The sequence below is a fragment of the Gluconobacter sp. NFX36 genome (genome assembly GCF_049887835.1).
Classification (GTDB): Bacteria; Pseudomonadota; Alphaproteobacteria; order Acetobacterales; family Acetobacteraceae; genus Gluconobacter; species Gluconobacter japonicus_A.
This window is the reverse complement of the sequence record NZ_JAGEKJ010000001.1, coordinates 250,924-275,460: the sequence shown is the minus strand read 5'-3', so window position 1 is coordinate 275,460 and position 24,537 is coordinate 250,924. Positions and strand designations below refer to the sequence as shown.

General features: G+C 57.6%; 21 protein-coding genes. 15 read left to right on the top strand and 6 right to left on the bottom strand.

Features of this window, described 5'->3' with window-relative positions:
• Positions 1-23 precede the first annotated feature (23 nt).
• Together J4P41_RS01320 and rpsD are read right to left on the bottom strand one after the other, a co-directional pair.
• Positions 24-386, bottom strand: a complete 363-nt coding sequence (locus J4P41_RS01320; RefSeq protein ID WP_426065837.1) for a hypothetical protein — start codon at positions 384-386, stop codon at positions 24-26.
• A 559-nt stretch (positions 387-945) separates the two neighbouring features.
• Positions 946-1,563, bottom strand: a complete 618-nt coding sequence (gene rpsD / locus J4P41_RS01315) for a 30S ribosomal protein S4 (protein ID WP_010501177.1) — start codon at positions 1,561-1,563, stop codon at positions 946-948.
• 347 nt (positions 1,564-1,910) lie between these two features.
• Between rpsD and J4P41_RS01310 the strand changes: the two genes are divergently transcribed.
• Together J4P41_RS01310 and J4P41_RS01305 are read left to right on the top strand one after the other, a co-directional pair.
• Positions 1,911-2,381 carry a BON domain-containing protein gene (locus tag J4P41_RS01310; RefSeq protein WP_010501175.1) on the top strand — a complete coding sequence of 157 codons (471 nt, stop codon included), beginning with the start codon at positions 1,911-1,913 and terminating at the stop codon, positions 2,379-2,381.
• A 57-nt stretch (positions 2,382-2,438) separates the two neighbouring features.
• Positions 2,439-3,683 (top strand): MFS transporter, encoded by a 1,245-nt coding sequence (locus tag J4P41_RS01305; RefSeq protein ID WP_426065836.1) that lies wholly within the window; start codon positions 2,439-2,441, stop codon positions 3,681-3,683.
• Here the strand turns inward: J4P41_RS01305 and J4P41_RS01300 are convergent.
• Entirely contained in the window at positions 3,646-5,028 is a 1,383-nt protein-coding gene (locus J4P41_RS01300) for an MATE family efflux transporter (RefSeq protein WP_010501172.1), read from the bottom strand. The two genes, J4P41_RS01305 and J4P41_RS01300, sit on opposite strands and share 38 nt — an antisense overlap.
• Positions 5,029-5,115: 87 nt before the next feature.
• Here J4P41_RS01300 and cysS point away from each other — a divergent pair, with 87 nt between their 5' ends.
• Genes cysS through J4P41_RS01280 form a run of 4 tightly spaced genes read left to right on the top strand, consistent with a single transcriptional unit; the run spans position 5,116 to position 9,108 of the window.
• Entirely contained in the window at positions 5,116-6,474 is a 1,359-nt protein-coding gene (gene cysS, locus J4P41_RS01295; protein ID WP_426065835.1) for a cysteine--tRNA ligase, read from the top strand.
• A gap of 4 nt (positions 6,475-6,478) precedes the next feature.
• Positions 6,479-7,255, top strand: a complete 777-nt coding sequence (locus J4P41_RS01290) for an RNA methyltransferase (RefSeq protein ID WP_426065834.1) — start codon at positions 6,479-6,481, stop codon at positions 7,253-7,255.
• Positions 7,256-7,259: 4 nt separating this feature from the next.
• Complete coding sequence (locus J4P41_RS01285; protein WP_231875851.1) at positions 7,260-8,246, top strand: ion channel; 987 nt, start codon at positions 7,260-7,262, stop codon at positions 8,244-8,246.
• A complete protein-coding gene (locus J4P41_RS01280) occupies positions 8,239-9,108 on the top strand; it encodes an aldose 1-epimerase family protein (protein WP_426065833.1) in 870 nt (289 codons plus the stop codon). Before J4P41_RS01285 ends, J4P41_RS01280 begins: the two co-directional genes overlap by 8 nt.
• A 48-nt stretch (positions 9,109-9,156) precedes the next feature.
• Here the strand turns inward: J4P41_RS01280 and gltX are convergent, their stop codons facing one another.
• Positions 9,157-10,491 (bottom strand): glutamate--tRNA ligase, encoded by a 1,335-nt coding sequence (gene gltX / locus J4P41_RS01275; protein ID WP_426065832.1) that lies wholly within the window; start codon positions 10,489-10,491, stop codon positions 9,157-9,159.
• Between the two features lie 290 nt (positions 10,492-10,781).
• Here gltX and J4P41_RS01270 point away from each other — a divergent pair, with 290 nt between their 5' ends.
• The 4 genes from J4P41_RS01270 to J4P41_RS01255 all read left to right on the top strand — a co-directional run bounded on the left by J4P41_RS01270 (position 10,782) and on the right by J4P41_RS01255 (position 14,167).
• Positions 10,782-11,375 (top strand): LemA family protein, encoded by a 594-nt coding sequence (locus J4P41_RS01270; protein WP_007282522.1) that lies wholly within the window; start codon positions 10,782-10,784, stop codon positions 11,373-11,375.
• A 15-nt stretch (positions 11,376-11,390) separates the two neighbouring features.
• Positions 11,391-12,233, top strand: a complete 843-nt coding sequence (locus J4P41_RS01265) for a TPM domain-containing protein (protein WP_426065831.1) — start codon at positions 11,391-11,393, stop codon at positions 12,231-12,233.
• 106 nt (positions 12,234-12,339) lie between these two features.
• Positions 12,340-13,365 carry a Dyp-type peroxidase gene (locus tag J4P41_RS01260; RefSeq protein ID WP_426065830.1) on the top strand — a complete coding sequence of 342 codons (1,026 nt, stop codon included), beginning with the start codon at positions 12,340-12,342 and terminating at the stop codon, positions 13,363-13,365.
• 1 nt (position 13,366) lies between these two features.
• The gene (locus J4P41_RS01255; protein ID WP_426065829.1) at positions 13,367-14,167 is read left to right on the top strand and encodes a family 1 encapsulin nanocompartment shell protein; all 801 of its coding nucleotides are present in this window, start codon (positions 13,367-13,369) and stop codon (positions 14,165-14,167) included.
• 79 nt (positions 14,168-14,246) lie between these two features.
• Here the strand turns inward: J4P41_RS01255 and J4P41_RS01250 are convergent, their stop codons facing one another.
• A complete protein-coding gene (locus J4P41_RS01250; protein ID WP_010501158.1) occupies positions 14,247-15,659 on the bottom strand; it encodes a sugar porter family MFS transporter in 1,413 nt (470 codons plus the stop codon).
• 285 nt (positions 15,660-15,944) lie between these two features.
• Between J4P41_RS01250 and J4P41_RS01245 the strand changes: the two genes are divergently transcribed.
• The gene (locus J4P41_RS01245; RefSeq protein ID WP_026017390.1) at positions 15,945-16,145 is read left to right on the top strand and encodes an entericidin A/B family lipoprotein; all 201 of its coding nucleotides are present in this window, start codon (positions 15,945-15,947) and stop codon (positions 16,143-16,145) included.
• A 63-nt stretch (positions 16,146-16,208) separates the two neighbouring features.
• Here the strand turns inward: J4P41_RS01245 and ade are convergent, their stop codons facing one another.
• Positions 16,209-17,906, bottom strand: a complete 1,698-nt coding sequence (gene ade, locus J4P41_RS01240) for an adenine deaminase (protein WP_426065828.1) — start codon at positions 17,904-17,906, stop codon at positions 16,209-16,211.
• Between the two features lie 220 nt (positions 17,907-18,126).
• On the opposite strand from ade, the gene J4P41_RS01235 reads away from it, so the two are divergent.
• The 4 genes from J4P41_RS01235 (at position 18,127) to J4P41_RS01220 (ending at position 24,397) form a co-directional block, all read left to right on the top strand.
• Complete coding sequence (locus J4P41_RS01235) at positions 18,127-19,350, top strand: TIGR03862 family flavoprotein (RefSeq protein WP_426065827.1); 1,224 nt, start codon at positions 18,127-18,129, stop codon at positions 19,348-19,350.
• Between the two features lie 4 nt (positions 19,351-19,354).
• Positions 19,355-20,797 (top strand): helicase HerA domain-containing protein, encoded by a 1,443-nt coding sequence (locus J4P41_RS01230; protein ID WP_426065826.1) that lies wholly within the window; start codon positions 19,355-19,357, stop codon positions 20,795-20,797.
• Between the two features lie 98 nt (positions 20,798-20,895).
• The gene (locus tag J4P41_RS01225; RefSeq protein ID WP_426065825.1) at positions 20,896-23,274 is read left to right on the top strand and encodes a TonB-dependent receptor; all 2,379 of its coding nucleotides are present in this window, start codon (positions 20,896-20,898) and stop codon (positions 23,272-23,274) included.
• A 10-nt stretch (positions 23,275-23,284) separates the two neighbouring features.
• A complete protein-coding gene (locus J4P41_RS01220) occupies positions 23,285-24,397 on the top strand; it encodes a glycerophosphodiester phosphodiesterase family protein (protein WP_426065824.1) in 1,113 nt (370 codons plus the stop codon).
• Positions 24,398-24,537: the final 140 nt, after the last annotated feature.

The window sequence follows — 24,537 nt, the reverse complement described above, 5'->3', positions numbered from 1 at the left end:
CTTTCGCTTCTACAAAGGGGATATCAGTTCACAGTATTCCCATGTGGCGCAATCCCCGTCGTTCCCATCGGACTGGCTTGGGCATACGCTTCCCCAAACTGCCCGATCGCACTCCCAGAAACGGGATCATGCACCGCAGGAACCCCGCCCACGCCCACACGATCTGAACCATTTCCGGAAAATTGACGCCTCAGAAACTGAAACACCTTACCACTGGCCGTCCAGGTCAGAGCGGGTGGCGCAATCATTCGAGGTTGAGGCGCTTCTGTATACGCGCCCGGCATGAGTTGCCGTGATGTTACATCATAGCGCCCTGAAGCTGGAGGCACGGCAAAAGACGGAGGCACAAAGGTGTTGATCCCCCTTGCTTCAGAAGGGTGCATCATGCAACCCACCAATACTGCCAGACAGAAACTTTTCAGCATCCCTGACCGCATCTGTCCGTCCCTGAAGTTCTACTTATTACCTACCATCTGAAACCCAAATTATGGCCAGTCAGACTTCGAACAACACCCGTCACAGTATCTACGGCTTTTCCCGCCGCAGTTCGCTCCATAACAGGAGGCCTGATCGGACATCTCTGGGATGAAACAATCACGATTCCATCCCTGCAGCGAACAAGATGTAAATGGGGCGGTGGCGGGGGATGATAATGCGTATCGGGAGCTACGAAGGTGTTGATTCCGCGTGCATTAGCTGACGCGCAGGCCGCAGCACAGATCAGAACCACACCCAGCCCAAAGCGCATCTTTCGCCGCCCCTCTTTGATTTGCCATATAAAGCATCATTCGGAGACTAATTGATACAATCATAGAGCAAGAACGTAAAATCCCGTGCGGCTCTTCCCATTCTTCTGCAAGCACAAAACAAAAAACGCCGGATGGGAGACCCATCCGGCGTTTTCCGATCGCGTTCTGATCCGGGCCCGAAAGCCCGGGACCTGAATTAGCGGGAGTAGAATTCGACAACCAGGTTCGGTTCCATCTGCACCGGATACGGCACATCGGAGAGAACCGGCGTACGCAGGAACGTACCCTTCATCTGGCGGTGATCGACTTCAACGTATTCCGGCGTGTCGCGCTCGCCCGTCTGCACGGAGTCGAGAACGATGGCGAGGTGCTTGGACTTCTCGCGCACTTCGATGACGTCGCCTTCCTTCACGAGGTAGGACGGGATGTTCACCTTCTTGCCGTTGACCGTAACGTGGCCATGGCTGACGAACTGACGTGCTGCGAACGGCGTGATCGCAAACTTCAGACGGTACACAACGGCGTCCAGACGACGCTCCAGCAGACCGATCAGGTTCTCGGAGGTGTCACCCTTACGACGGACGGCTTCGTCGTAGTACTTGCGGAACTGCTTCTCGCTGATGTTGCCGTAGTAGCCCTTGAGCTTCTGCTTGGCCATCAGCTGGATGGAGAAGTCAGAAGGCTTCTGCTTACGACGCTGACCATGCTGACCCGGACCGTATTCACGACGGTTCACAGGGGACTTTGCACGGCCCCAAAGGTTTACGCCGAGACGGCGATTGATCTTGTACTTGCTCTCAAGACGCTTTGACATGGGTTAACCCCTGTTCATACATCAGGCCCGCCCCATGCTGCATGGCGAGCCGTTTTGTTGCGCCGGTAGGCCCTTCCCCGAATTGGAAAAGACGGGCGCGCACCCAAAAACCGGAGCCTGCAGGGTACAGAAACCCACAATAATGGCCCGGTCGGTACGTCCTCGTTTCCGGCAGTGGACCCGCGCCTAACAGGTCTCATGCTCTTTTGTCAATCAAAGGCCGATTCTGGCCCCTGTTATTTTCTCGCAGCAGATGCTTATAAAGCGCGCAACCCCTCCCGGGGGGTTTGCGCTAACGGTCTGGTCCTCCCCTCTGATCGGGGAGCCATACCTTTTTGAGTTTGCCCATGAAAATCTATCGCTTCAATCCCAAGGCTGGTCGTATTGCCGAAGGGTCCTTCGAAGGACTGATCCAGTCCCTTGATGCACCAGCGCCGCCCAAGCCGGGTGAAAGCGCCATCAAGCGTGCCTTCAAGAAGTTCGGCCTCGCACAGATGCACATGTCGCATCTCGTAATTGATGACCGCACAATCTATCTGCGCGGCAAGGCGGACACCGCAAAGGCGCGTGACCAGATGATCCTTACGGCAGGCAACGTCGCTGGCGTGGCCGCTGTCGAGGCCGAAATTCAGGTGCCCCCCGGAACCCCCGATCCGAAGTTCCTGGAAATCAAGACCAGCCAAAACCTTGATGAGGTCGCCGAGAAGCTGCCGGAAGACATTTCGGGCGATGAGCTTCTTGATGCAAATCAACCGCTTGTCACAAGCAAGGATGACATTTATCCGGGACAGACAATCCGTCTGCCAACGGAGAATTGAACTGACCAGCCAGAACACTTCCCCGTGAACGTGTCCGGCTAGCATTTCAGGGTCCGGATGGTGGGTAGATTTCCCCCTCTTCCGGACCTTTCCCATATGGAACTCATCGAACCCGTCGATGTCGAGCGGGTGCGTCCCCCGCACGGTGTCGAACCAGCCATGTTCGCCCTCATGCTGGCAACATTTACAATCGGGACTGGCGAATTCGCCATGATGGGCCTGCTGCCCGAGCTCTCCCACTCCCTGGGAATTTCCATTTCCCGCGCCAGCTCCGTCATCTCAGCTTATGCGCTCGGCGTCGTGGTTGGAGCACCTCTCATTGCGGTTGCAGGTGCGAAGCTCCCTCGCCGTACACTTCTGCTTGCCATGCTCGTACTTTTCCTCGTGGGAAATACCGGCACGATCCTGATGCCGAACCTGCTCGACATTGAAGTCATGCGCTTCATCACCGGGCTTCCACACGGGGCCTTTTTCGGTGTTTCAGCACTCGTCGGCGCGTCCATGGTCGAACGGGCAAGACGTGGCCGCACGGTTGGACGTGTTCTGTCCGGCATCATGTTCTCTACCGTCGTAGGTTCCCCCCTCTCCACTTACGCCGCCAATCACCTCGGATGGCGCGCCGCTTACGCTGCAATTTCGCTCCTCGGACTGCTGTGTTTTCTGGCGATCTGGTACTTCGCCCCGCGTGACAAACCCCATCCGAATGCCAATGCCCTGGCCGAGCTCGGAGCCTTCAAACGCCCTCAGGTTCTGCTGACGCTCCTGACAAGCGCCATCGGCTTCGGCGGTCTGTTCGCGATCTACACCTTTCTCACCACGGCCCTGTCAGACGTCACACATTTGCCAGACTGGGCTGTCGCGCTCTACCAGATCGTGTGGGGCCTCGGCATGCTCGCAGGCAATGCATTCGGAGGCGCCATGGCGGACCGAAACATCAACCGAACGATCCTGGCCTCCTTCGCCGCAAGCTGTGTGTTCATGCTGGGTTTCTGGCTCCTGCTGCCCTTGCCGGTCGCCATGCTTCCCATCACGTTCCTGATCCCGGCCACGCTGATCGGCATTTCTCCGGCCATCCAGAGCCATCTTATGGAAGTCGCGGGAGATGCACAGACACTGGCCGCGTCCTTGAACAACTCGGCTTTCAACATCGCCAACGCCGCAGGCACATGGCTGGGCGCTTTCCTGGTCAGTTCAGGGCTTGGACTTGCTTCTATTGGCTGGGGATCTGCCCTGCTTTCCGCAGGTGGCTTCTTCGTCTACCTGATTACGATGGCACAGGCTCGGCTCTCCGCATCACGCTGAAAAGCCGGAAACCAAGAGCGACAGAACTGACCGTCAGAGCTGTCGCCATGCCAATCCACAGGCCTTCCGCCCCCCAGTGCTGCTGAAAGGCCAACCACCCACCAAAAACAAGCCCGATCAGGCCGTAATTTGAAACTGCAATCACCATCGGCCAAACCGTGTCGCCACAGCCTCTCAAAGCGCCACTGAAGACAACCTGAAGCCCGTCCACAATCTGGTAAATCCCGGCAATCTTCATCAGGGTAATAACAAGCGCCGCCGTTGCCGGATCAGGAGCATGCCCCGTGAAATACAGACTGACGATCTTTTCTGGCCAGATCAGCAGCAACGCCGAAGACAGCACGGACCAGACCAGCACAATCCAGATCCCGGTCCAGGCCGCACGGCGGCTCTGATCCATCCGTCCCGCCCCACGCCAGTACGCCACACGGACATTCGTTGACTGTCCGATCGCCAGACACACCATGAACAGAAGCGCACTGACATTCACCGCAACCTGATGGGCTGCGAGGCTCTGCGTCCCGAGCTCTCCCGCACGAAGGCTGGTGATCTGGAACATGAGAATTTCAGCAGCGGCCCCCAGCATCATTGGCAGGCCGAGCTTCAAAAGCTCTTTCATAACAGGCCAGTGTACAGCGGCTGGCTTCATGACAGCCCGGACACGTGGATGCATCAGGCACAGACCCGTCAGGGCAACACTGATCGCCCAGCCCGTCAGCGTCGTGGCCGTCGCGGACCCAAACAGCCCCATGGCTGGCAAACCAAACCAGCCATGGATCAGCGCCGCATTGGTGATGCCATTGCAGATCGCCATGGCCGGCATGATCCACAGCAGAAGCGTCTCCGCTCCAAGCGAAGGCAGCGCTACACGCAAAACACCAATCACCGCGAGATCAGGCAGCAGAGAATACAGCAGGATGCGGATGAAGTGACTTCCCTGCGTCACCACATCGCTCGGCTCAGACAGCCACGCAAACAGCGGCTGGACGTTCCAGAGCAGCAAAGCGCAGGGAACGAAAATCAGAAGCGCCAGAAGAAATGTCGCGCTCATCACGCTCCGGCCATCATGCGCCTCACGCCCATGATCTTCCGCACCTCGTCCATGCGACAGAAGCACGCCCGCGCCACCAAGAATGGTCTGACACGTCACCATAGTGGTAAAGAAGAAGGTATTGGCCAGACCACCGACAGCCACTTCCGCAACGCCCAGACCGCCCAGCAGAATGGTGTCCGTCACGCCCATCGACATTTCGGAGAGCTGTGACAGGGCCAGGGGCAGAGCGACCCTCAGAAGGGCAAGAGCATGTCCGCGGGGAGAAGTAGGATCTTTGAAGGTGCTACGCATAAGTCTCCCTATCGCAGGCCAGATCATACGCACAAGGGTAACAAACCCTGTTGCACCAAACCGGCGGCTGGCGCATTGATCGCCTCTATGGCCGATCCCGTCCCTCACGTGCTCCGTCTGCACGATACCCACGCGCGCGAAAAGCGACAGTTCACACCACTCGATCCGCAGAACGTCCGGGTCTATTTCTGTGGTCCCACCGTCTATGACCGCGCCCATCTGGGCAATCTGCGCGCCATGATGTGCGCGGATATCCTCGTGCGGCTGCTGCGCGTCCTGTATCCGCAGGTCACCTATGCACGCAACGTCACGGATGTGGACGACAAGATCACCGCGCGCGCCAAAGAGAACGGCGAAGATATTTCTGCCCTGACCGCCCGAACGACCGAAGCCTTTCATGAAGATTTGGCGTCACTGGGGATTCTGCCGCCGGATATCGAACCACGCGCCACACATCATATTCCCGAAATGCTGGATATGATCGGCCGCCTGATCGAGAGTGGCCACGCTTACGAGGCCGAAGGGCACGTCCTGTTCGCCGTCCGGAACTTCCCATCTTATGGCGAACTCTCTGGCCGCTCGCTGGATGACATGATCGCTGGCGCCCGCGTTGAGGTTGCGCCCTACAAGCGCGATCCGGGTGATTTCGTGCTCTGGAAGCCCTCCAACCCGGACCAGCCCGGCTGGGAGAGCCCCTATGGCCGCGGTCGCCCCGGCTGGCACATCGAATGCTCGGCCATGTCACACCGGTATCTGGGTGAAAGCTTCGATATCCATGGCGGCGGCGATGACCTGCTGTTCCCGCATCATGAAAACGAGCGCGCGCAGTCCCTGTGCTGCTATCCGGGAAGCAAGTTCGCCACGCACTGGCTCCATAACGGCATGCTGCTCTCCAATGGAGAGAAAATGTCCAAGTCTCTGGGCAATTTCTTCACCATCCGGGAGGTTCTGGAAAAGTCTCCGGCGGAACCACTGCGCTTCCTGTATCTGGGCGCGCACTACCGTTCGACGCTGGATTTCACGTGGGACAAGCTGGAAGAAGCACGTCGTATTCTGGATCGCCTCTATCGCGCCCTTGAGCGTGGAGACGCGCAGCAGGGTGCAGACGTTCCGGCAACGGTGCTGGATGCCCTGTGCGACGATCTGAACACACCGCTCGCCATCGCAGCCCTGCACCCGCTTGCAGACGCCGCCATGCAGGGCGATCAGGAAGCCGCATCCGGTCTGCTGGCCGCCGGAAAGCAGCTTGGTCTGTTTCAGGTTTCCCCGGCTGAGTGGTTCCGCTCAGGTGTTGATGCGTCCGCCATCGAAGCGCTGATCGAGGAGCGTCTGGCAGCCCGCAAATCCCGCAATTTTGCCCGCGCGGACGAAATCCGGAACCAGCTTGCCGCAGACGGCATCACGCTGGAAGACGGTCCCAACGGAACAACATGGCGGAAGGCATAATCCCATGACCGGACGTGATGGTGGTGCCGATCTGGAACCGATCGGCGAATTTGATCCCGTTGTCATTCTCGTGCGCCCGCAGTTGGCCGAAAATATCGGCACGACTGCCCGCGCCATGGCGAATGGCGGTCTGTTCCATCTGCGTATTGTCGCACCGCGGGACGGCTGGCCGCAGGAACGCGCCTGGCCTGCGTCTTCCGGCGCCCATCGCATCCTCGACAACGCGCAGGTTTTCGAAACAGTCGATAACGCCGTGGCTGACCTGCATCGTGTTTTTGCAACCTGCCCCCGCCCCCGCCATGTCGTGAAGCCTGTCATGACAGCGCGCGGCGCGGCGGCGGAACTTCGCGTGGCTTCCACGCGCGGCCTGCGCACCGGCATCCTGTTCGGGCCGGAACGCGCTGGTCTCGACGTCGAAGACATGGCCCGCGCCGATACGCTGGTACGTTACCCGCTCAATCCCAAATTCATGTCTCTTAACCTCGCACAGGCTGTGCTGGTCATGGCCTATGAGTGGTATCTGACCGAAGACATGACGCCCCCGCGTGATCTCATGACCAATGAAACGCATGTGGCGACCAAGGGCAAGCTGGAAAACTTCATGTCCCATCTGCTGCGGGAACTTGATGATTGTGGCTTCCTGCGCAACGAGCAGAAGAAGCCGGGCATGATCCGCAATCTGCGGCATTTCTTCACACGCGGCGAAGTTACTGAGCAGGAACTTCGCACGCTCCATGGCGTGGTCAGCGAACTGGTCAGCGCCAGAAAGGCAAGACGGTAAGACCATGATCCACTGGCGACACAGGCAACGGATGCATCCACGGCCTGAGGCGCTGGTGGTCGAAACGGCCAACCGCATCCGGGCCCATGTTCTGGAAGAAAACGGCCGGGGCGACATTATTCGCACCGGTCTGAAAGAGGGCTCCTTCGGAGACCTCTACCACCACCTGATGACCATGACATGGGGGACATTCTTCTGGGCGTCCCTCCTTTTGTATCTAGTCATCAATATCGGTTTTGCCGCTCTTTATTACATCATCCCCAACAGCGTCAGCGGCGTCCCGCATGGGGATTTCCTCGATGACGTGTTCTTCAGCGTCCAGACGATTTCAACCGTCGGATACGGTACGATGGCGCCAGTCGGACGGCTGACCAACACCATTGTGTCTTTCGAAGTGCTCGCCGGGATGATGCTCAACGCGCTTGCCACCGGGCTGGTGTTCGCACGTTTTTCCCGGCCCCGGGCCCGTATCCTGTTCAGCCATGTTGCTGTCGTGTCCTACGATGATCTGATCCCGACACTCACCATCCGCATCGCCAATCGTCGTCGCACGCTGATCCTGTCCGCCAATGTTGAAATGACCCTGACGCGCCTGATGCCGGACGATCATGGCCGACTGGTGCGCCGTTTCGACAGGCTCACGCTGATCCAGTCCCATGTGCCCATCTTCCGGATCAGCCTGAACGCCACACACATGATTGATGAGACCAGCCCGCTTTATGGCCTGTCCGCAGACACGCTCATTGACCAGAATGCAGAGATCATCATCACGATGGATGGAACAGACGAAATCTCCTCCCAGACACTCTTTGCACGACATGCCTACGAGATCGGCCATGTGAAACACGGATACCGTTTCTCGGACATGATCCATCACCGCCCGGACGGCAGGGTCGAGGTCGACTTCACCCGGTTCCACACAACCGAACACGGGGACCACGAACCGATTGATCCGTCCACAGCGCATGAAAGGCACCATCACCATGTCTGACACCCAGCACAGCTTTGGAAAAAATGGCCTGACGGCAACCGTTTCCGCTCATGGCGCAGAGTTGACCTCCCTACGCACCGCTTCTGGCCAGGACCTCCTCTGGAATGCTGGCCCCGCATGGGAGCGTCATTCTCCGGTCCTGTTTCCGATCGTCGGCAAGCCTCCTGAAAACACCACCCTCAACGGACAGCCCGTAACGCTGAAACAGCACGGCTTCGCCCGTGACATGACCTTCCGCTGGCTGGAGCGCACGGAAACCGGCTGTGTTCTGGAACTGGAAGACACTCCCGACACGCAAACGCTGTTTCCTGCTGCGTTCCGCCTGCATCTCATCTACCGGATGGAAGACACTGGCCTGCATGTCGGCTATGTTCTGACCAATCCCTCTGAAGACGCTACGCTTCATGCCTCGCTTGGCGTGCATCCGGCGTTCATGTGGCCACTCAAGCCTGACGCCGGACGCGCCGGGCATCGTCTGACTTTCGAGAAGGCCGAAGCCGCTCAAATCCGGCGCATCAGTCCGGACGGTCTGCTACCAGAGGGCGTCCCTTCCCCAATCACGGATCGTATTCTTCCGCTGGCAGACACCCTGTTCGAAGCTGATGCCATCATCATGCTGGATGCCCACAGCAAGGCCGTCGATTTCACAGGCCCGGACGGCAGCGGCCTCCGCGTCCGCTGGGACGGGTTCAAGGATCTTGGCATCTGGACCAAGCCGGGCGCAGGTTTCCTATGCATCGAACCTTGGTACGGCTACGCCACACCCGTTGGTTTCGCCGGAAATTTTTCAGAAAAGCCAGGTCTGCTTCATCTCCAGCCCGGCGAAAGCTGGGAAGCTTTCTGGAGCGTCGAGCCAATCTAAGACTCGACATTGGGAATGCCCCCAATCAAAGGGCATTCCCATCCTAAATCACGCGCCGATAGCGTCCTGAAGACGTGACACAGTCCGCGCATGGCCCATCAGGCCCAGCAGAACATGCAGTTCCGGCCCATTGTCCTCCCCCGTCAGCGCCAGACGGAGCGGCATGAACAGGGCTTTACCCTTTCGGCCTGACTTGTCCTTCAGAGCTGTCGTCCAGTCCTTCCAGGTGTCTTCACCCCAAGGCTCAGCGGGAAGAGTCTCGAGCGCCTGTTGCAGGAACTCACGGTCTTCCGGCTGTGATGGCGGGACAATCGTGCCCTGCGTCACATCCCACCAATGCGGGATTTCTGCCGTCAGATCGACATTGCCACGCACTGCATTCCAGAACTCTTCCGTCGCCTCGGCTGGAAGATGAGCCTTGGCGACCGAGAACGGCAGGCTGTGCAGAGCCTTGCGGTTCAGAGCAAGCAGTTGGCGCATATCGAACCGCGCGGCAGACTTGGAGACATGGGAGATTTCGTAGGCCGCAATGGCCTCTTCCATCGTCATGACTTCCGGATCATCAGACGTACCGACGCGCGCCAGATACGCCACGATGGACATCGGCTCGATCCCATCCTGACGCAACGATTTCAGGCCCAGCGCATCGAAACGCTTGGACAGCTTTCCACCATCAGAATCCAGCAGGAGCGGCAGATGCGCAAAGGTGAAGCGATCCGGCTTTGCACCCAGAGCTTCAGCAATGTCGATCTGGACACCCGTATTCGTCAGGTGATCTTCGCCACGGACGATATGCGTGATGCCCATTTCCAGATCATCAACAACTGAGGCGAGCGTATAGAGGATCGTGCCATCTGCGCGGATCAAGACTGGATCGGAGATTGCCGTCAGCTTGACGGAGCAATCGTCCATGACGAGATCCTGCCACTTGCGACTGCCATCCGTCAGCTTGAAGCGCCAGTGCGGCGTCTTGCCATTGGCTTCCGCACGCGCGCGCTGATCCGGCGTCAGTTTCAGCATGGCGCGATCATAGATCGGTGCCTTGCCAGCCCGAATGCGCATCTCGCGCTTGGCATTCAGCTCATATTCCGTCTCGAAGCACGGATACAGTCGACCAGAGGCTTTCAGCTTGTCGATCGCCGCTGCATACCGCTCCATCCGCGAGGACTGACGGGCTTCTTCATCCCAGTCCAGGCCAAGCCACGCAAGATCCTTGCGGATGGCCTCCTCATACTCAGGCTTGCTCCGTGCGACGTCCGTATCGTCGATCCGCAGCAGGAACTTGCCGCCATGACGACGGGCAAACAGGAAGTTGGCCACAGCCTGACGGGCATTGCCAACATGAAGATAGCCCGTAGGCGAAGGGGCGAAGCGCAGTTTCATGCCGCCTTAATGCCGCATGATTGCGCGTGATACCAGATGCTTGAAATCCCTTCCCCATAACAGGCTCCCGGCCCCGCAAAAGACCGCCAGAACTTCAAATAAAACCAACGCCTCACCATGATATAACGTAGCAAACGACCCCAATACTTCGGGTTTCATCGTACACGAAAAAGAAACGTTTTTTCGTTCAGTCCCATCTGTTGTAAAGATCTCAGGAACAGACTCTCACGACTGGCTCTTTCTTCTACCGTCAGAGTGATGATCCGATTTTTGATTTCAGAGGACTCTTGATGAAAAAACTTCTCATTCCGGCGATTCTGGTCATCGGGCTCATTATCCTGATGGGATCGAACTACAATCGCTTCATGGGTGCAGACCAGCGCGTTCAGGAACAGATGGGCCAGCTTCAGAACGAAGTGCAGCGTCAGTCAGACCTGATTCCCAACCTGGTCAACACGGTCAAAGGCTATGCCACACACGAGCATGACACCCTGACCGACTATGCCGCTGCCCGCTCCGGTGAAACGCCGCTGAATCGCATTGATCCACGTTCGGTCAGTGACGAAGCTCTTCAGAAAAAAATCCTGGATGCCCAGACGCGCAACGCTCAGGAGATCAAGGCCATCACCGCCGTTGCCGAGCAGTCCCCACAGCTTCAGGCCAACCAGAACTTCTCAAGCCTGATGGTGCAGCTTGAAGGCACACAGAACCGCATCACCGTGGCTCGTCAGCGCCTTCAGCAGGCCATTCTGTCCTACAACCAGACGGTCATGCACTTCCCCGGCAACCTTCTGGCCGGCGTGATGGGCTATCACCAGCGCGTCTATTACGAAGCCTCACCGGCTGCCCAGACGCCGCCCGTCGTCGATTTTTCAAAACACTGACCTGACAGAACTACCATGCAGACTGTGCTGACCCTGACCCGTTCCCTGCTCACGCGCAGTCTGCATCCTGTGTTCTGTGCGCTCGCCCTGCTGTACCTTCCCTTGGCTGGCACAGCAGAAGCAGCCCCGCTCACTCAGCTTGTCACTGACCCGCACAATGTTCTGTCAGACGCGGAACGGGACCAACTGATTGAGAAACTCACGACCCTCCGTGAAACGCTTCCGAGCCACCCGCATATCCTGATCGATCTTCCCGGCCACGTTGAGGACATCGACCAATATGCCAATGAGACTTTCCATGCTTCGGGCATCGGACAGAAAGGGCAGGATAACGGTCTGCTGATCGTTCTGGATATTCCGGACACACAGTCCCGCATTGAAGTCGGGTATGGCTTTGAAGGCGATCTGACAGATCTTCAGACACACACCATTCTCGTCGCGGCACGACCCGACCTGAAAGCCGGACACTATGCTGCCGCACTGAACGGCATGGTCGATACGATCGGCGAAACACTGCGCAAGAGCGATACCTCAGTGCAGGAACCCGCAGTACCTGACGAAGCCGTCACGTTTTCCAACACGGCCATGCTTCTTGGCGGTGGTGGACTGGTACTGTTCCTTTTCGGAACCGTCTTCACGATCCGGGCGCAACGCCGAGCAAGCCGGGGCGAGCCTCTGTCCGGACTGGACCGCTTTCTTATCAGTGTTCCATGGGATGTTCTTTTGAACCTCCTTATCAATATTCTCTCCGCCGCCGCCCGCAATAACTCTCGCGGAAGCGGCACCTCCGGGAACAGGAACAGCTACAGATCCGGTGGCGGAGATTCCGGCGGGGGTGGCTCGAAGGACAAGTGGTAACAGCCATTCGGGCATAGGATCTTCCGTCAGAACCTTGCCTTAATCCGTTTCCCTCCTATGGTGATCTCAGAACGCTTCAACACTTTGTAAAGAAGATCTGAGAGCCTTGCAGAATCCTCAACCTGTCGCAGCAACACTGACCAGTGCCTCTGTTTTCCTTGTCGCGACACTGGATGAAACTCTTTCCGACGGCACGCAGATCCGCGAGTTGCTCGGGGACATGTCCTCCCTGGTTCGTGGCGTCGGCTTTCGTATTCCCGATGGGCGCCTCTCCTGCGTAACGGGCATTGGCGCAGACGCATGGACGCGGCTTTTCGGCGCTCCCATGCCTAAGGATCTTCACCCGTTCGAGGCAATCAGCGGCGTTCATGACGCCCCCTCCACGCCCGGTGACATGCTGTTCCATATCCGTGCTGCGCGCATGGATCTGTGCTTTGAACTGGCCGCCACGATCGCATCCAGACTGGAAGGTGCAGGCAAGATCATCGATGAAGTTCATGGCTTCAAATATTTCGATGAACGTGACCTGCTCGGCTTTGTGGACGGAACAGAAAACCCGTCCGGTCAGGCGGCGCTCGACTGCACGCTGATTGGCGACGAAGATCCGGATTTCGCGGGTGGCAGCTACGTTATCATCCAGAAATACCTGCATGACCTGAAGAAATGGAACGCTATTCCGACGGAAGTGCAGGAACACATCATTGGTCGAAAGAAGCTTTCGGACATTGAACTCCGTGAAGCCGACAAGCCCAGCTACGCTCATAATGTTCTGACCAACATCGAAGAAAACGGCGAGCAGCTTCAGATCGTGCGGGACAACATGCCGTTCGGTGAAGTCGGCAAAGGGGAATACGGCACGTACTTCATTGGATACGCCAAATCCCCGTCTCGTATCGAACAGATGCTCCGTAACATGTTCATCGGAAAGCCGGTCGGTAATTACGATCGCATTCTGGACGTCAGCCGCGCCGTTACAGGCAATCTCTTCTTCATTCCCACGGCGGACTTTCTGGATAACGCTCCGGACATGCCTGCCCCTACGGCTGAACAGTTCCCTGCTCCCGCGCAAGCCGCCACAGATTCAAAACTATCCGGCTCACTAGGTATCGGTTCGTTGAAAAAGGATCACTGACATGAACAATCTCCACCGTCATCTCGCCCCGATTTCAACAGCCGCATGGGCGCAGATCGAGGATGAAGCCTCCCGCACGCTGCGCCGTCATCTGGCGGGTCGCCGCATCGTGGACACATCCGAGCCCAAGGGCGAAAAGTTCTCGGCCGTTGAAACGGGGCGCATCATCGCCATCGACGCTCCAAACGACGGGATCAGTGCGTCCCTGCGTCAGGTTCTTCCCGTTGTCGAACTGCGCGTCCCTTTTACGCTTTCGCGGGATGAAATTGATGCCGTGGACAGAGGGTCAGAAGATTCCGACTGGCAGCCCGTCAAGGATGCCGCCCAGAAGATCGCGTTTGCTGAAGACCGCGCCATTTTCAACGGCTACGCCCCGGCTGGCATCAAGGGTATCCGCGAAGCAACGTCCAACACGCCTCTCACACTTCCAGCAAGCATTCAGGACTATTCCCACGTCATCGCTGATGCCCTGAACGAGTTGCGTCTGGCTGGCGTCAACGGACCCTATTCCATCGTTCTCGGTGCCAAAGCCTATCAGGCTGTCAGCGGTGGCGATGATGATGGGTATCCGGTCCGCAGGCATCTTGAGAGCATGATCGACGGCAAGATCATCTGGGCGCCTGCCATTGAAGGCGCGTTTGTTGTCACAACACGTGGCGGTGATCTGGCACTCGATATCGGGCAGGATTTCTCGATCGGCTATCTGGGTCATACGGCCGAGACGGTTGACCTTTACATCCAGGAAAGCTTCACCTTCCGCGTGCTGACCAGTGAAGCCACAGTCGCCATCAATCCGGCCTGAGCCATCCGAAAAACTACCTGATAAACAAAAGGCCTCTCCGTTTCGGGAGAGGCCTTTTTCATAAGAAACTGGAGCAGCTTTACCGCCCAATATCCCGCAGGCGGTAGCCATTATTAAGACGACTTTCGATCGTCTCCAGAGAAACACCCTTCGTTTCAGGTACGAACAGCAGCGTCACGATGATGAACAGGGCGTTCAGACCGGCATAGAGCCAGAAGGTGTTTGAAGAGCCGAGCGTGCTCAACAGGCCAAGGAATGTCGCACCGACGATGATGTTCGTTCCCCAGTTGGTCACGGTTGAGCAGGTAATCCCAAAATCACGCCCCTGAAGAGGCTGCACTTCCGCGCACAGGATCCAGATCAGTGGGCCAGCAGAGAAGGCAAAGCCCGCGATGAAGCAAAGCAGAACCGAGATTGCGAGGTAATGCGTCAGAGAACTTGCATGGTCGCCCATTCCCATCAGCATGGCCAGAATACCTAGTCCGGCAGCCATAATGGCAAATCCGGCGATCAGCATCGGGCGGCGGCCCCAACGGTCAGCAAAAGCAATGGCAATGAAAGTCGCAAGGCAGTTCACCAGACCAACCGTTGCCGTTCCCCACATCTGTCCATCCTGGCCGAACCCGACTTCTGCGAAAATTCGTGGGGCATAGTACATGACCACGTTGATGCCCGTGAACTGCTGCACGACCTGCAGGCCAATCCCCAGCATGACAGACCGGCGGAAGTTCGGGTTTTCAAGGAACATGGCCAGACCGCGCTGCTTGGCCTGCGAGTTCAACTGGTCCCGAATATTCTGGATTTCCGCATGAGCATGCTGATGCGTATGGCGCAGCGTGCTGAGCGTTTTCAAGGCTTCCTCATCCCGACCGCGCAGCATGAGCCAGCGTGGGCTGTCCGGCAGGAACAGGGAGCCGATCAGGAACAGCGCTCCCGGAACACCGACAATGCCCAGCATCCAGCGCCATGAGCCGCTGTAAGACAGGACGGCATTGGATACGAAGGCCAGGAGAATGCCGGTGGTGATCATAAGCTGATACATTGAAATCAGACTGCCGCGACGGCTCTCATCCGCGATTTCGGAAATGTAGAGCGGAGCGACAAAACTGGCGATACCGATTGCCAGGCCAAGAATGGCGCGTCCGATGATCAGAATGGCCACCGAGTGCGCAACAGCGCAGAGGATCGCCCCGATGACGAACATGGCCGCGCTGTAGGTCAGGGACTTGCGACGCCCCAATGCATAGGACATGCGGCCTGCGAGCAGGGCGCCAACCGTCGCACCAACCATCATGGACGACACAATCCAGGACAGTTCGAAATCGGACGCCTGAAACTCGGTCTTGATGAAGCCCAGAGCACCGGAAATCACACCGATATCCAAGCCGAACATCAGCCCCGCAATGGCCGCCAGCGCAACAGCCAGCATCATACGTCCGACCATGGGAGGACGTACCGCAACGGGTTGAGCGTGAAATGTTGCATCACTCATGGAAAGGAACTCCGGCACCCTCGCAGGACATGCCGCTGAAAGGAAAGAATTACCCCTTCGTCATACGACGACTGGTTCATTCGCCCCCTATATAACATTAAATTAGTTACATCATCATAATTTTATGTGATTTGTGAGATTTCCATAACTGGAAATCAGTGTGCCCACCATGACGCATTACAGACATCCCATTTTCCGAACATCGGGAAAAAAGAAAAACGCAACTTTCCGGCAAGACAGACAGTTATGTTTGAACTGAAACATTCAGAAGAAGGACATGCCAGCATGACCAACAACCGCAAATCCACGTTCGCCCGCCTGATGCTCGTTTCTGCTCTGCTGACGGGAACGGCTGTCTCCCTGTCCGCTTGCAACACGACGCGTGGCGCGGGTCAGGACGTTAGCGCCGTGGGTCATGCGACGTCCAACGCAGCAACGAGCGCCCAGCAGGGCATCGCGAATGCGACTGGTGCATCCACGCACTGAAGACGTCCTTCAGGATTGTCGAAAAAGCCCGCCTCTCTACAGGGAGGCGGGCTTTTTTATATGTTATACGAATTCCATGGTCCGAACATCGATCATGCCAAGATCCGTGATCTTGAGATGAGGAATGACCGGCAAAGGCAGGAAAGCCAGTTGCAGGAACGGCTCCTCCAAAGACACGCCCATCTCTTTTGAGGCCTTGCGCAGAACAAGCAGGTCGTCCCGAACCTGCTCGAACGGCGCATCACTCATCAGACCGGCGACAGGCAGTCGCAGTTCAGCCAGAACCTGACCATCGCGCACCGCGATAAAACCACCACCAGTCTCTTCCAGCCGGTTTACGGCAACCGCCATATCGGCGTCGTTGGTGCCCACAACACAGATATTGTGACTGTCATGCCCGACAGACGACGCCAGGGCGCCGTGTCTGAGGCCAAACCCTTTCACAAAGCCACGCCCAATATTGTCGTTATACCCGTGACGCGCGACGACACAGACCTTCGTAACATCTGCCGTCAGATCAGGCAGAACCTGACCCTCTGCTTCCGGCAGAGTAAGACGCAGATACTCTGTAATGATTTGCCCCGGAATAATTCCCATCACTGGGCGATCCACGCCAGATCCATGAATTTCCATATCCGCAGCCGTCACCGCTCCGGGAAGCTTCACGCTGCCAAGCCCAACAGGCGGGATAATATCACGTTGTGCGAACAGATCGTCGCTAACCAACCGTCCTGCAGAGATCACATCTGAGACCAGACATTTTTCCAGATCATCCAACAGCACGATATCCGCCCGCTTGCCTGGCGCGATCTGCCCGCGATCCCGCAGACCAAATGCGTTGGCAGCAGACAGCGACGCAGCACGATAGGCGGCCAGAGGCTCAACACCCAGTTCGATTGCCCGGCGGATCAGGAAATCCAGATGGCCTTCATGCGCGATTTCGAGTGGGTTCCGGTCGTCTGTGCAAAACGCGAAGAACGGGGATGTCGCCACATTAAGGAGGGGAACCAGAGCTTCCAGATCCTTGCAGACCGATCCTTCACGGATCAGAACTGTCATACCTTTCCGGACTTTTTCCAAAGCTTCCGCAGCAGCCGTCGCCTCATGGTCCGTGGAAACGCCTGCCGCAAGATATCCGTTCAGAGCTTTACCGTGCATCAACGGCGCATGACCATCAATATGGCCACCGGCAAAAGCCGCCAGCTTGTCCAGACATCCCGGATCACCATTCAGAACACCCGGGATATTCATGAACTCCGCAAGCCCGATGACCTTTGGATGATCGCGATAAGCCACGAGATCGGCCGCATCCAGCGTTGCACCTGATGTTTCCATCGGGGTTGCAGGAACACAGCTCGACAGATTGACCCGCAGGTCCATCACTGTCCGTTCTGCAGCTGCCAGGAAGTAGTCAAAAGCGGCACGACCCAGCACATTCGCCATTTCGTGCGGGTCGCAGATGGCTGTCGTTACACCATGGGGAAGCACACAGCGGTCAAACTCAAACGGTGTGACGAGCGATGATTCAACATGCAGATGCGTGTCGATAAAGCCCGGAACAGCAATGCGCCCTTTGCCCTCAATCGTGACGCGGCCCTCATAATCTCCGTAGGTGCCGACAATCCGGTCTCCGCAGAGTGCGATGTCCGTCGGAACAAGCTCGCCCGTTACAAGATCGAACAGGCGGACGTTCCGGATCACCAGATCGGCTGGTTCACGCCCCTGTCCCTGAGCGACCCGGCGCTGGATTGCGTTCTGCATTTTCTAAATCTCCGAACGTCAGCAGTGACCATTTATAGCGCCGGAAGCCGCCCGCACCAAAAAAATGATACCAAGTCAAATAATAAGAGGGCGCCGCCCTTGCCGACGCCATCATACACCCTTTCTTTGCGACCAGTTTCCTCAGAACTGGGTTCCAGAACATTCTCTCTTCAGGCGCGACTGCCTGACAAACAGACAAACCCGTGGCAATCAGGCAGTCATGAGCCGTTTCCTTACGTCCCCTTTCGTTGCCATCATCGGCGCAGGTCCTGCCGGACTGTTCGCTGCCGAATACCTTTCAGCCCACGGATGCCAGGTTGAAGTTTTTGAACAGATGCCGAGCGTCGGGCGGAAATTGCTTATGGCGGGTAGAAGCGGCCTGAATCTGACCCATTCCGAACCCCTGGATCGCTTTCTGGCGCGCTATGGCGCGGCACAGGGCTGGCTGTCTCCTGCGATACACGCTTTCCCGCCGAATCAATTGCACGAATGGGCAGAAGGGTTAGGGCAGCCTTGTTTCAGCGGCAGTTCAGGGCGCGTCTTTCCCAAAAGCATGAAAGCCTCCCCGCTCCTGCGCGCATGGCTGGCACGTCTCGCAAAACAGGGCGTCATCCTCAGGATCCGCCATCGCTTTACGGGTTGGGAGGGCAAACACATCTGTTTTGAAACTACAGAAGGCTCTGTCACTGTCAGCCCAGACGCCATTATTCTGGCCATGGGTGGTGCAAGCTGGTCCCGTTTGGGATCAGACGGAAAATGGGCTGACCTGTTTGCCGCCGAAACAGCTCCCTTCGCCCCCGCCAACTGCGGATTTACGCCCGACTGGTCAGAGGACTTTTTGAGCAGACACGAAGGCAACATTCTTCATTCCGTCGGCCTGTCCTTCGAGAACCAGAAAAGCCGTGGAGACCTGACAATCACTGCGCGTGGCCTCGAAGGATCTGCTCTTTACGCGCTATCCGCACGCTTGCGGGAAGCGATTGCCAGAGACGGCAGCGTAACCATTCTGCTGGACCTGCGCCCTACCCTTTCGGAAGACGCGGCCCTGAAACGATTGCAGGCCCAGCGCCCACGGGAAAGCCTCTCCAACCGTCTGCGAAAGGCATTCGCGCTGGACAGCACAGCACGCGAACTCCTGCGCAATGCAACATCCAAAGACGCCACGCCGCATCAACTGACACAGATCCTCAAGGCACTTCCAATCACTCTGACCGGAACAGACACGCTGGATCGCGCCATCTCTACAGCGGGCGGATTACGGCAGGATGCGCTGGACGAGCATTTTATGATCCGCTCCAGACCTGGCGTTTTCGCTGCCGGAGAAATGCTGGACTGGGAGGCTCCGACCGGGGGCTATCTCCTACAGGGATGTTTTTCCACCGGCCTCGCCGCTGCAAAGGGCGTCCTTGGGTGGCTAGAATCGTCAGTTTCGGGTATCCGCTGACGCTATGACATCCATCGTTCTCGGACAGGGCCGCGACGGCTCAGACACCTGCATTGATTTGCCGGAACTGCTGGCTACGCGCCTGCTGGTTCAGGGCAACTCCGGCTCGGGCAAATCCCATCTTCTGCGCCGACTGCTGGAACAGACCGCAACACTCGTCCAGCAGATTATGATCGACCCGGAAGGCGACTTCGTCACTCTGGCGGAGCGCTATGGCCATCTGGTGATTGACGTTGAAGATCAGTCTGAAGCCAGCCTTCGTGCCGCTGGAGAACGTGTCAGAGCCCACCGTGCATCGGTTGTCCTCAATCTGGAGCAGGTGGAAGCCGAGATGCAGCTTCGTGCGGCCGGAGCGTTCCTCAACGGTATGTTTGAGGCGCCGCGTGCGCACTGGTATCCGGCCCTCGTTGTCGTGGATGAAGCCCAGCTTTTCGCACCTGTCGCCGGGGGTGACACTTCCGATGAGGCTCGCCGTCTCTCGCTGGGGGCCATGACAAACCTCATGTGCCGTGGCCGTAAACGCGGTCTGGCCGGCGTCATCGCTACCCAGCGTCTCGCCAAGCTGGCCAAGAACGTTGCAGCCGAAGCATCAAACTTTCTGATGGGCCGAACCTTCCTGGATATCGATATGGCCCGCGCCGCTGATCTTCTGGGCATGGAACGCCGTGCCGCAGAGTCTTTCAGGGATCTAGCGCGCGGACAGTTCATGGCTCTTGGTCCGGCACTGTCGCGTCGGCCAAAACTTCTAACCATTGGCCCGGTAGAAACAGCAAGCCATAATACCGGCCCACTACTGGTTCCTCTGGAACCCGTCGTGGCCGAAGATCTGCGGGACATCATTCTCGAACCCGTTCATGAGTTCTCACCCCGCCCTCGTCGGGAGACGCGCCCGCCGCCACCTGATCTTCTTGCGCAGCTTGATGCCTATGGTGCAACTCGCGAGGCAGAGGAGCCTGTTGCTACGGCAGACATTACGGAAGTCGATATTACCCAGCTCTGGGACATGGTTGCTGGCGTCGCATCTGAAGACGGCGCGGACTACAAGCCGCTTGCCACATTATATCAGGACTTCCAGTTGCGCGCCCGTATTCAGGGTCTGTCACGCAACATTCTGGATCTGGGACGCTTCCAGCGTATCCTCGCCACCATCCGCGCTGGTCTGGATCAGGAAAGAGCAGAAAGCGAGGACTGGCAGAAAGCCGAAGCTATTGCGGCAACGCTTCCTGAAGATGTTCAGGGTGTCTTCCTGTTACTGGCCCGTACAGCGCTCGATTCGGAAACCTGCCCCGATGACAGTGCTCTGGCCCGTGCCTACGGTACCCATTCCCTGGGCCGCGCCCGTCGCCAACTGGCTTATCTTGAGGAGCGGGAAGTCATAGTGTTGCAAGAGACTCCGTTTGGACGTCGCGTCGCAATCGTGGGCCTAGGCTGGCAAACGGCGTCATAAAACTGTCACGCCACCTTCACATGAGGTTCACACACATCTCGAAGTATTACGCTTAGCTTCCGCCCGTTTCGATTCTGGCTCGTTACGGGAAAATTTCCATGCTTTCAAAGTCCAAGCGCAACAAAGGGTTGCTCTTTCTGTTCTGCTCGCCGCTGGCCGTGTGCATGGCACTGCCGCCCGCTCATGCTGCTGATGCGGCCAAAACAGGCCGGAAGCATGCAGCATCCCATAAAGCCGCAGACGTAGCAGGCGGTTCCGAACAGCTTGTCATTACGGCCAAGCGCACCCGTTCCGAGCAAACACTGGGACGCGTTCAGATGCAGCGCATCCTGCCAGGTATCAACCCCATCAAGGCCCTCCAGATCCTGCCAGGTGTTGTGTTCAACAACGCTGACCCATGGGGCAACAACGAGCAGAATTCTTCCCTTTACGTGCATGGTTTTGCCAAGGAACAGCTTGGTTACACGCTGGATGGCATCCCGCTCGGCGATCAGGCTTACGGCAACTACAACGGCCTGTCTCCGCAGCGCGCCTCCATTAGCGAAAACATCGGATCGGCCTCTATCGCCACAGGTGCCGGTGGTCTTGGCACAGCCTCGACGTCGAACCTCGGCGGCACCATGGAATTCACGACGCAGGACCCGCTTCACAAGCGCGGCGCCCAGATCGAACAGGTTTTCGGAAGCTGGTCCACATTCCGCACATTCGCACGTCTCGATACGGGTGAGTTTGGCAACGGCAACTCAGCTTACGTTTCCTTCGCCCGTCAGGATGCCCGCGCGTGGGACTTTGCCGGTCATCAGGGCGGCTATCAGGTCAATGCCAAGTTCGTTCACCACGGCGCGCACGATCATTTCTCTGCATTCTTCGACTGGTCCCAGAAGGTTGAGCCGAACGAAGACAGCGTGACCCTGCCGCAGGGTTACGGCACATATGTCCGTCCGTTCACATATCCCAACTTCAATTACGCAAAATCCTATATCAACTCGGCAGCGTACAAGAATGCAGGCCTGAACTATCGTAACTACTACTCTGCTGCCCAGCGCGAAGATTTTCTCGCCTATGCCAAGTGGACGCATGATTTCAGTGCTAACCTGCATTGGGACAACTCGATCTATTATCATCATGATCTAGGCGAAGGCATCGTCGCTGGTCCGATCACCGCAGCAGGCCTTCCAACGCTCTTTGCGGCCTACTTCCCAGGCCAGGATCTCAGCTCTGTTTTCGGTGGCTCCGGCTACGCAACCCGTACAACGGAATACTGGGACAATCGTGGCGGTCTGATTTCCACGCTGCGCTACCATCTCGGCAAGCATTCCATCGAAGTGGGCGGATGGTATGAGCGCAACAACAACACGCAGGCCCGTCGCTGGTATCCGCTGGACGCCAACAACCCAACCACGCCTTATGAGCGTCAGCAGAACGCCCTGATCGACCAGTACACGAACAATTTCTACACCAATACGTTCGTGACGCATCTTCAGGACAACTGGCAGATTTCCAAGAACTTCTCGCTGGCTGCCGGCTTCAAGTCCGAACTGGTCTACACAAACGGCACCCTGCCTGTTGCTGCAAAAGCCGGCTCGCTATCTCCGTCCTATGCCGTCACTGCTCCGGGTGGCACGATTGCAGCCGAGCGCCCGTTCCTGCCGTCCTTCGGTGCCGTGTGGAACATTACGCCGAACGAGCAGTGGTTCGCCAACATTCAGGAGAACATGCGCTCCTTCCAGGACGCAGGTTACGGCAACGCCACCCCATGGGGCGCCACCAGTCAGGCTGCTTTCGAGGACTTCAAAAAGAACGGCAAGCCGGAAACCTCATGGACTTACGAAACCGGTCTGCGTGAACACCGCCAGATTCATCTTGGCCCGCTGACGTCCATCGAAGGCCAGGTTTCCTACTACCACGTTCACTTCTCGAACCGTCTGCTGGCCGTCGCCACCACACAAACCCTGTCCTCCATCATTGGTTCCGCCACAACACTGGCAAACGTGGGCTCCGTCACGACCGATGGTATGGATTTCTCTTTCACTTCCCACTTCGGCGACCATTTCTCGCTCTACAACGGCCTGTCTTACAACAAGTCCACCTATAACGACGACTACAAGACCGGCACGACAACCATCCGCACGGCTGGCAAGAACGTGGTCGGCATGCCGGCATGGTCTGAGAAGTTCGTGTTCAGCACCAACTGGGGCAATGCTTACGGCCAGTTCATCGGCGTCGTGACCGGCAAGCGCTACGCGACCTACACGAACGACATGTACGCGGCTCCTTTCGCGCAGTTCGACATGAACGCGGGTTACACGTTCCATGGCATCCCGCACATTGCAGCTCTGCGCGTTCAGGGTAACATCACCAACCTGACCAACACGCGCGCCTGGTCTACCATCAACGCGACCCAGACCTCCGGTCAGTTCAGTGCCTTCCCGGTTGCCCCGCGCAGCTTCTTCCTGACTCTGAACGCCACTCTGTAAGGACTGCTCCATGCTGACGCGCCGCCGCACTCTGGGCCTGCTTTCCGCAGCCCTTCCTGCCCTTCACCTGAGCCGCTCCGCAAAGGCGGCTCCTTCTCTGGCGCCAAAGCCACTGGTGTTTGCCCATCGTGGCGCGTCCGCCCTTCGTCCTGAACACACCCTTGGCGCCTATGCCAAGGCCATGCTGGACGGCGCAGATTTCATCGAACCCGATCTGGTCATGACTAAGGACGGCCATCTGGTCGTTCGCCATGAAAGCAACATTGCTGATACGACGGATGTTGCGGACCATCCGGAATTCGCCGATCGCAAGAAGACCGTCACCATTGACGGCCATAAGCAGACTGGCTGGTTCACGACAGACTTTACCCTTGCGGAACTGAAAACCCTGCGTGCCCGTGAGCGTCTGGCCACCCTGCGCGTCCATAACACCCGCTACAATGACCGCTTCGAGATTCCGACCTTTGAAGAAGTCATTGAAGTTGTGGCCGCTCAGGCAGCCGCTACCGGAAAGACCTTCGGTCTGATCCCGGAGCTCAAGCACTCCACACATTTTCACAGCCTGGGACACGATCCTGAAGCGATCTTCCTCAAGACCATTGCGGCGCACGAATACACCCGCCAGGCTCCACTCGAAATCCAGTCTTTCGAGACGGCCAATCTTGCCCGCATCCGCGATCAGGCCCTCGCCATCAATCCTCAGACGCGCCTGATGCTTCTGATGGGTGAGCGCAAACAAACCCCACCCGATCTTGCTGCAGCAGGCAAAACAACCACCTTTGGTGATCTGATGACGCCGGATGGGCTCAAAGACGTTCGCCGTTACGCAGACGTCATCGGCCCTTCGAACACGGATCTGATCCCGCGCGATGCCAAGGGTGCATGGCTCGAACCGAGCACACTCGTTGATGACGCTCACCGTGCTGGCCTGCTTGTTCATTCCTACACGGCCCGCCCGGAAAACTATTTCCTTCCCGCCCAACTTCGGAACGATGCTGGCCCCGCAGCCCGCAATCCAGCGGGAATGATTGCAGAAGTCCGCCGGTATCTGGACCTGGGCATCGACGGCTTCTTCACGGATGATCCGGCACTGGGCCGCCAGCTTGTTGATATGACCTTTTAACCCACTCTTTTCCGCGCCCTGAACAAGCGGTGTTTGATCAGCCCTTCACCAACCGGCGGATCAGACACCGCTTTTTTTATTCTGACCCAGATCCTGTCGACAAAGACGGATGACGTTTCAATTTTGTCAGTTTATGTCTT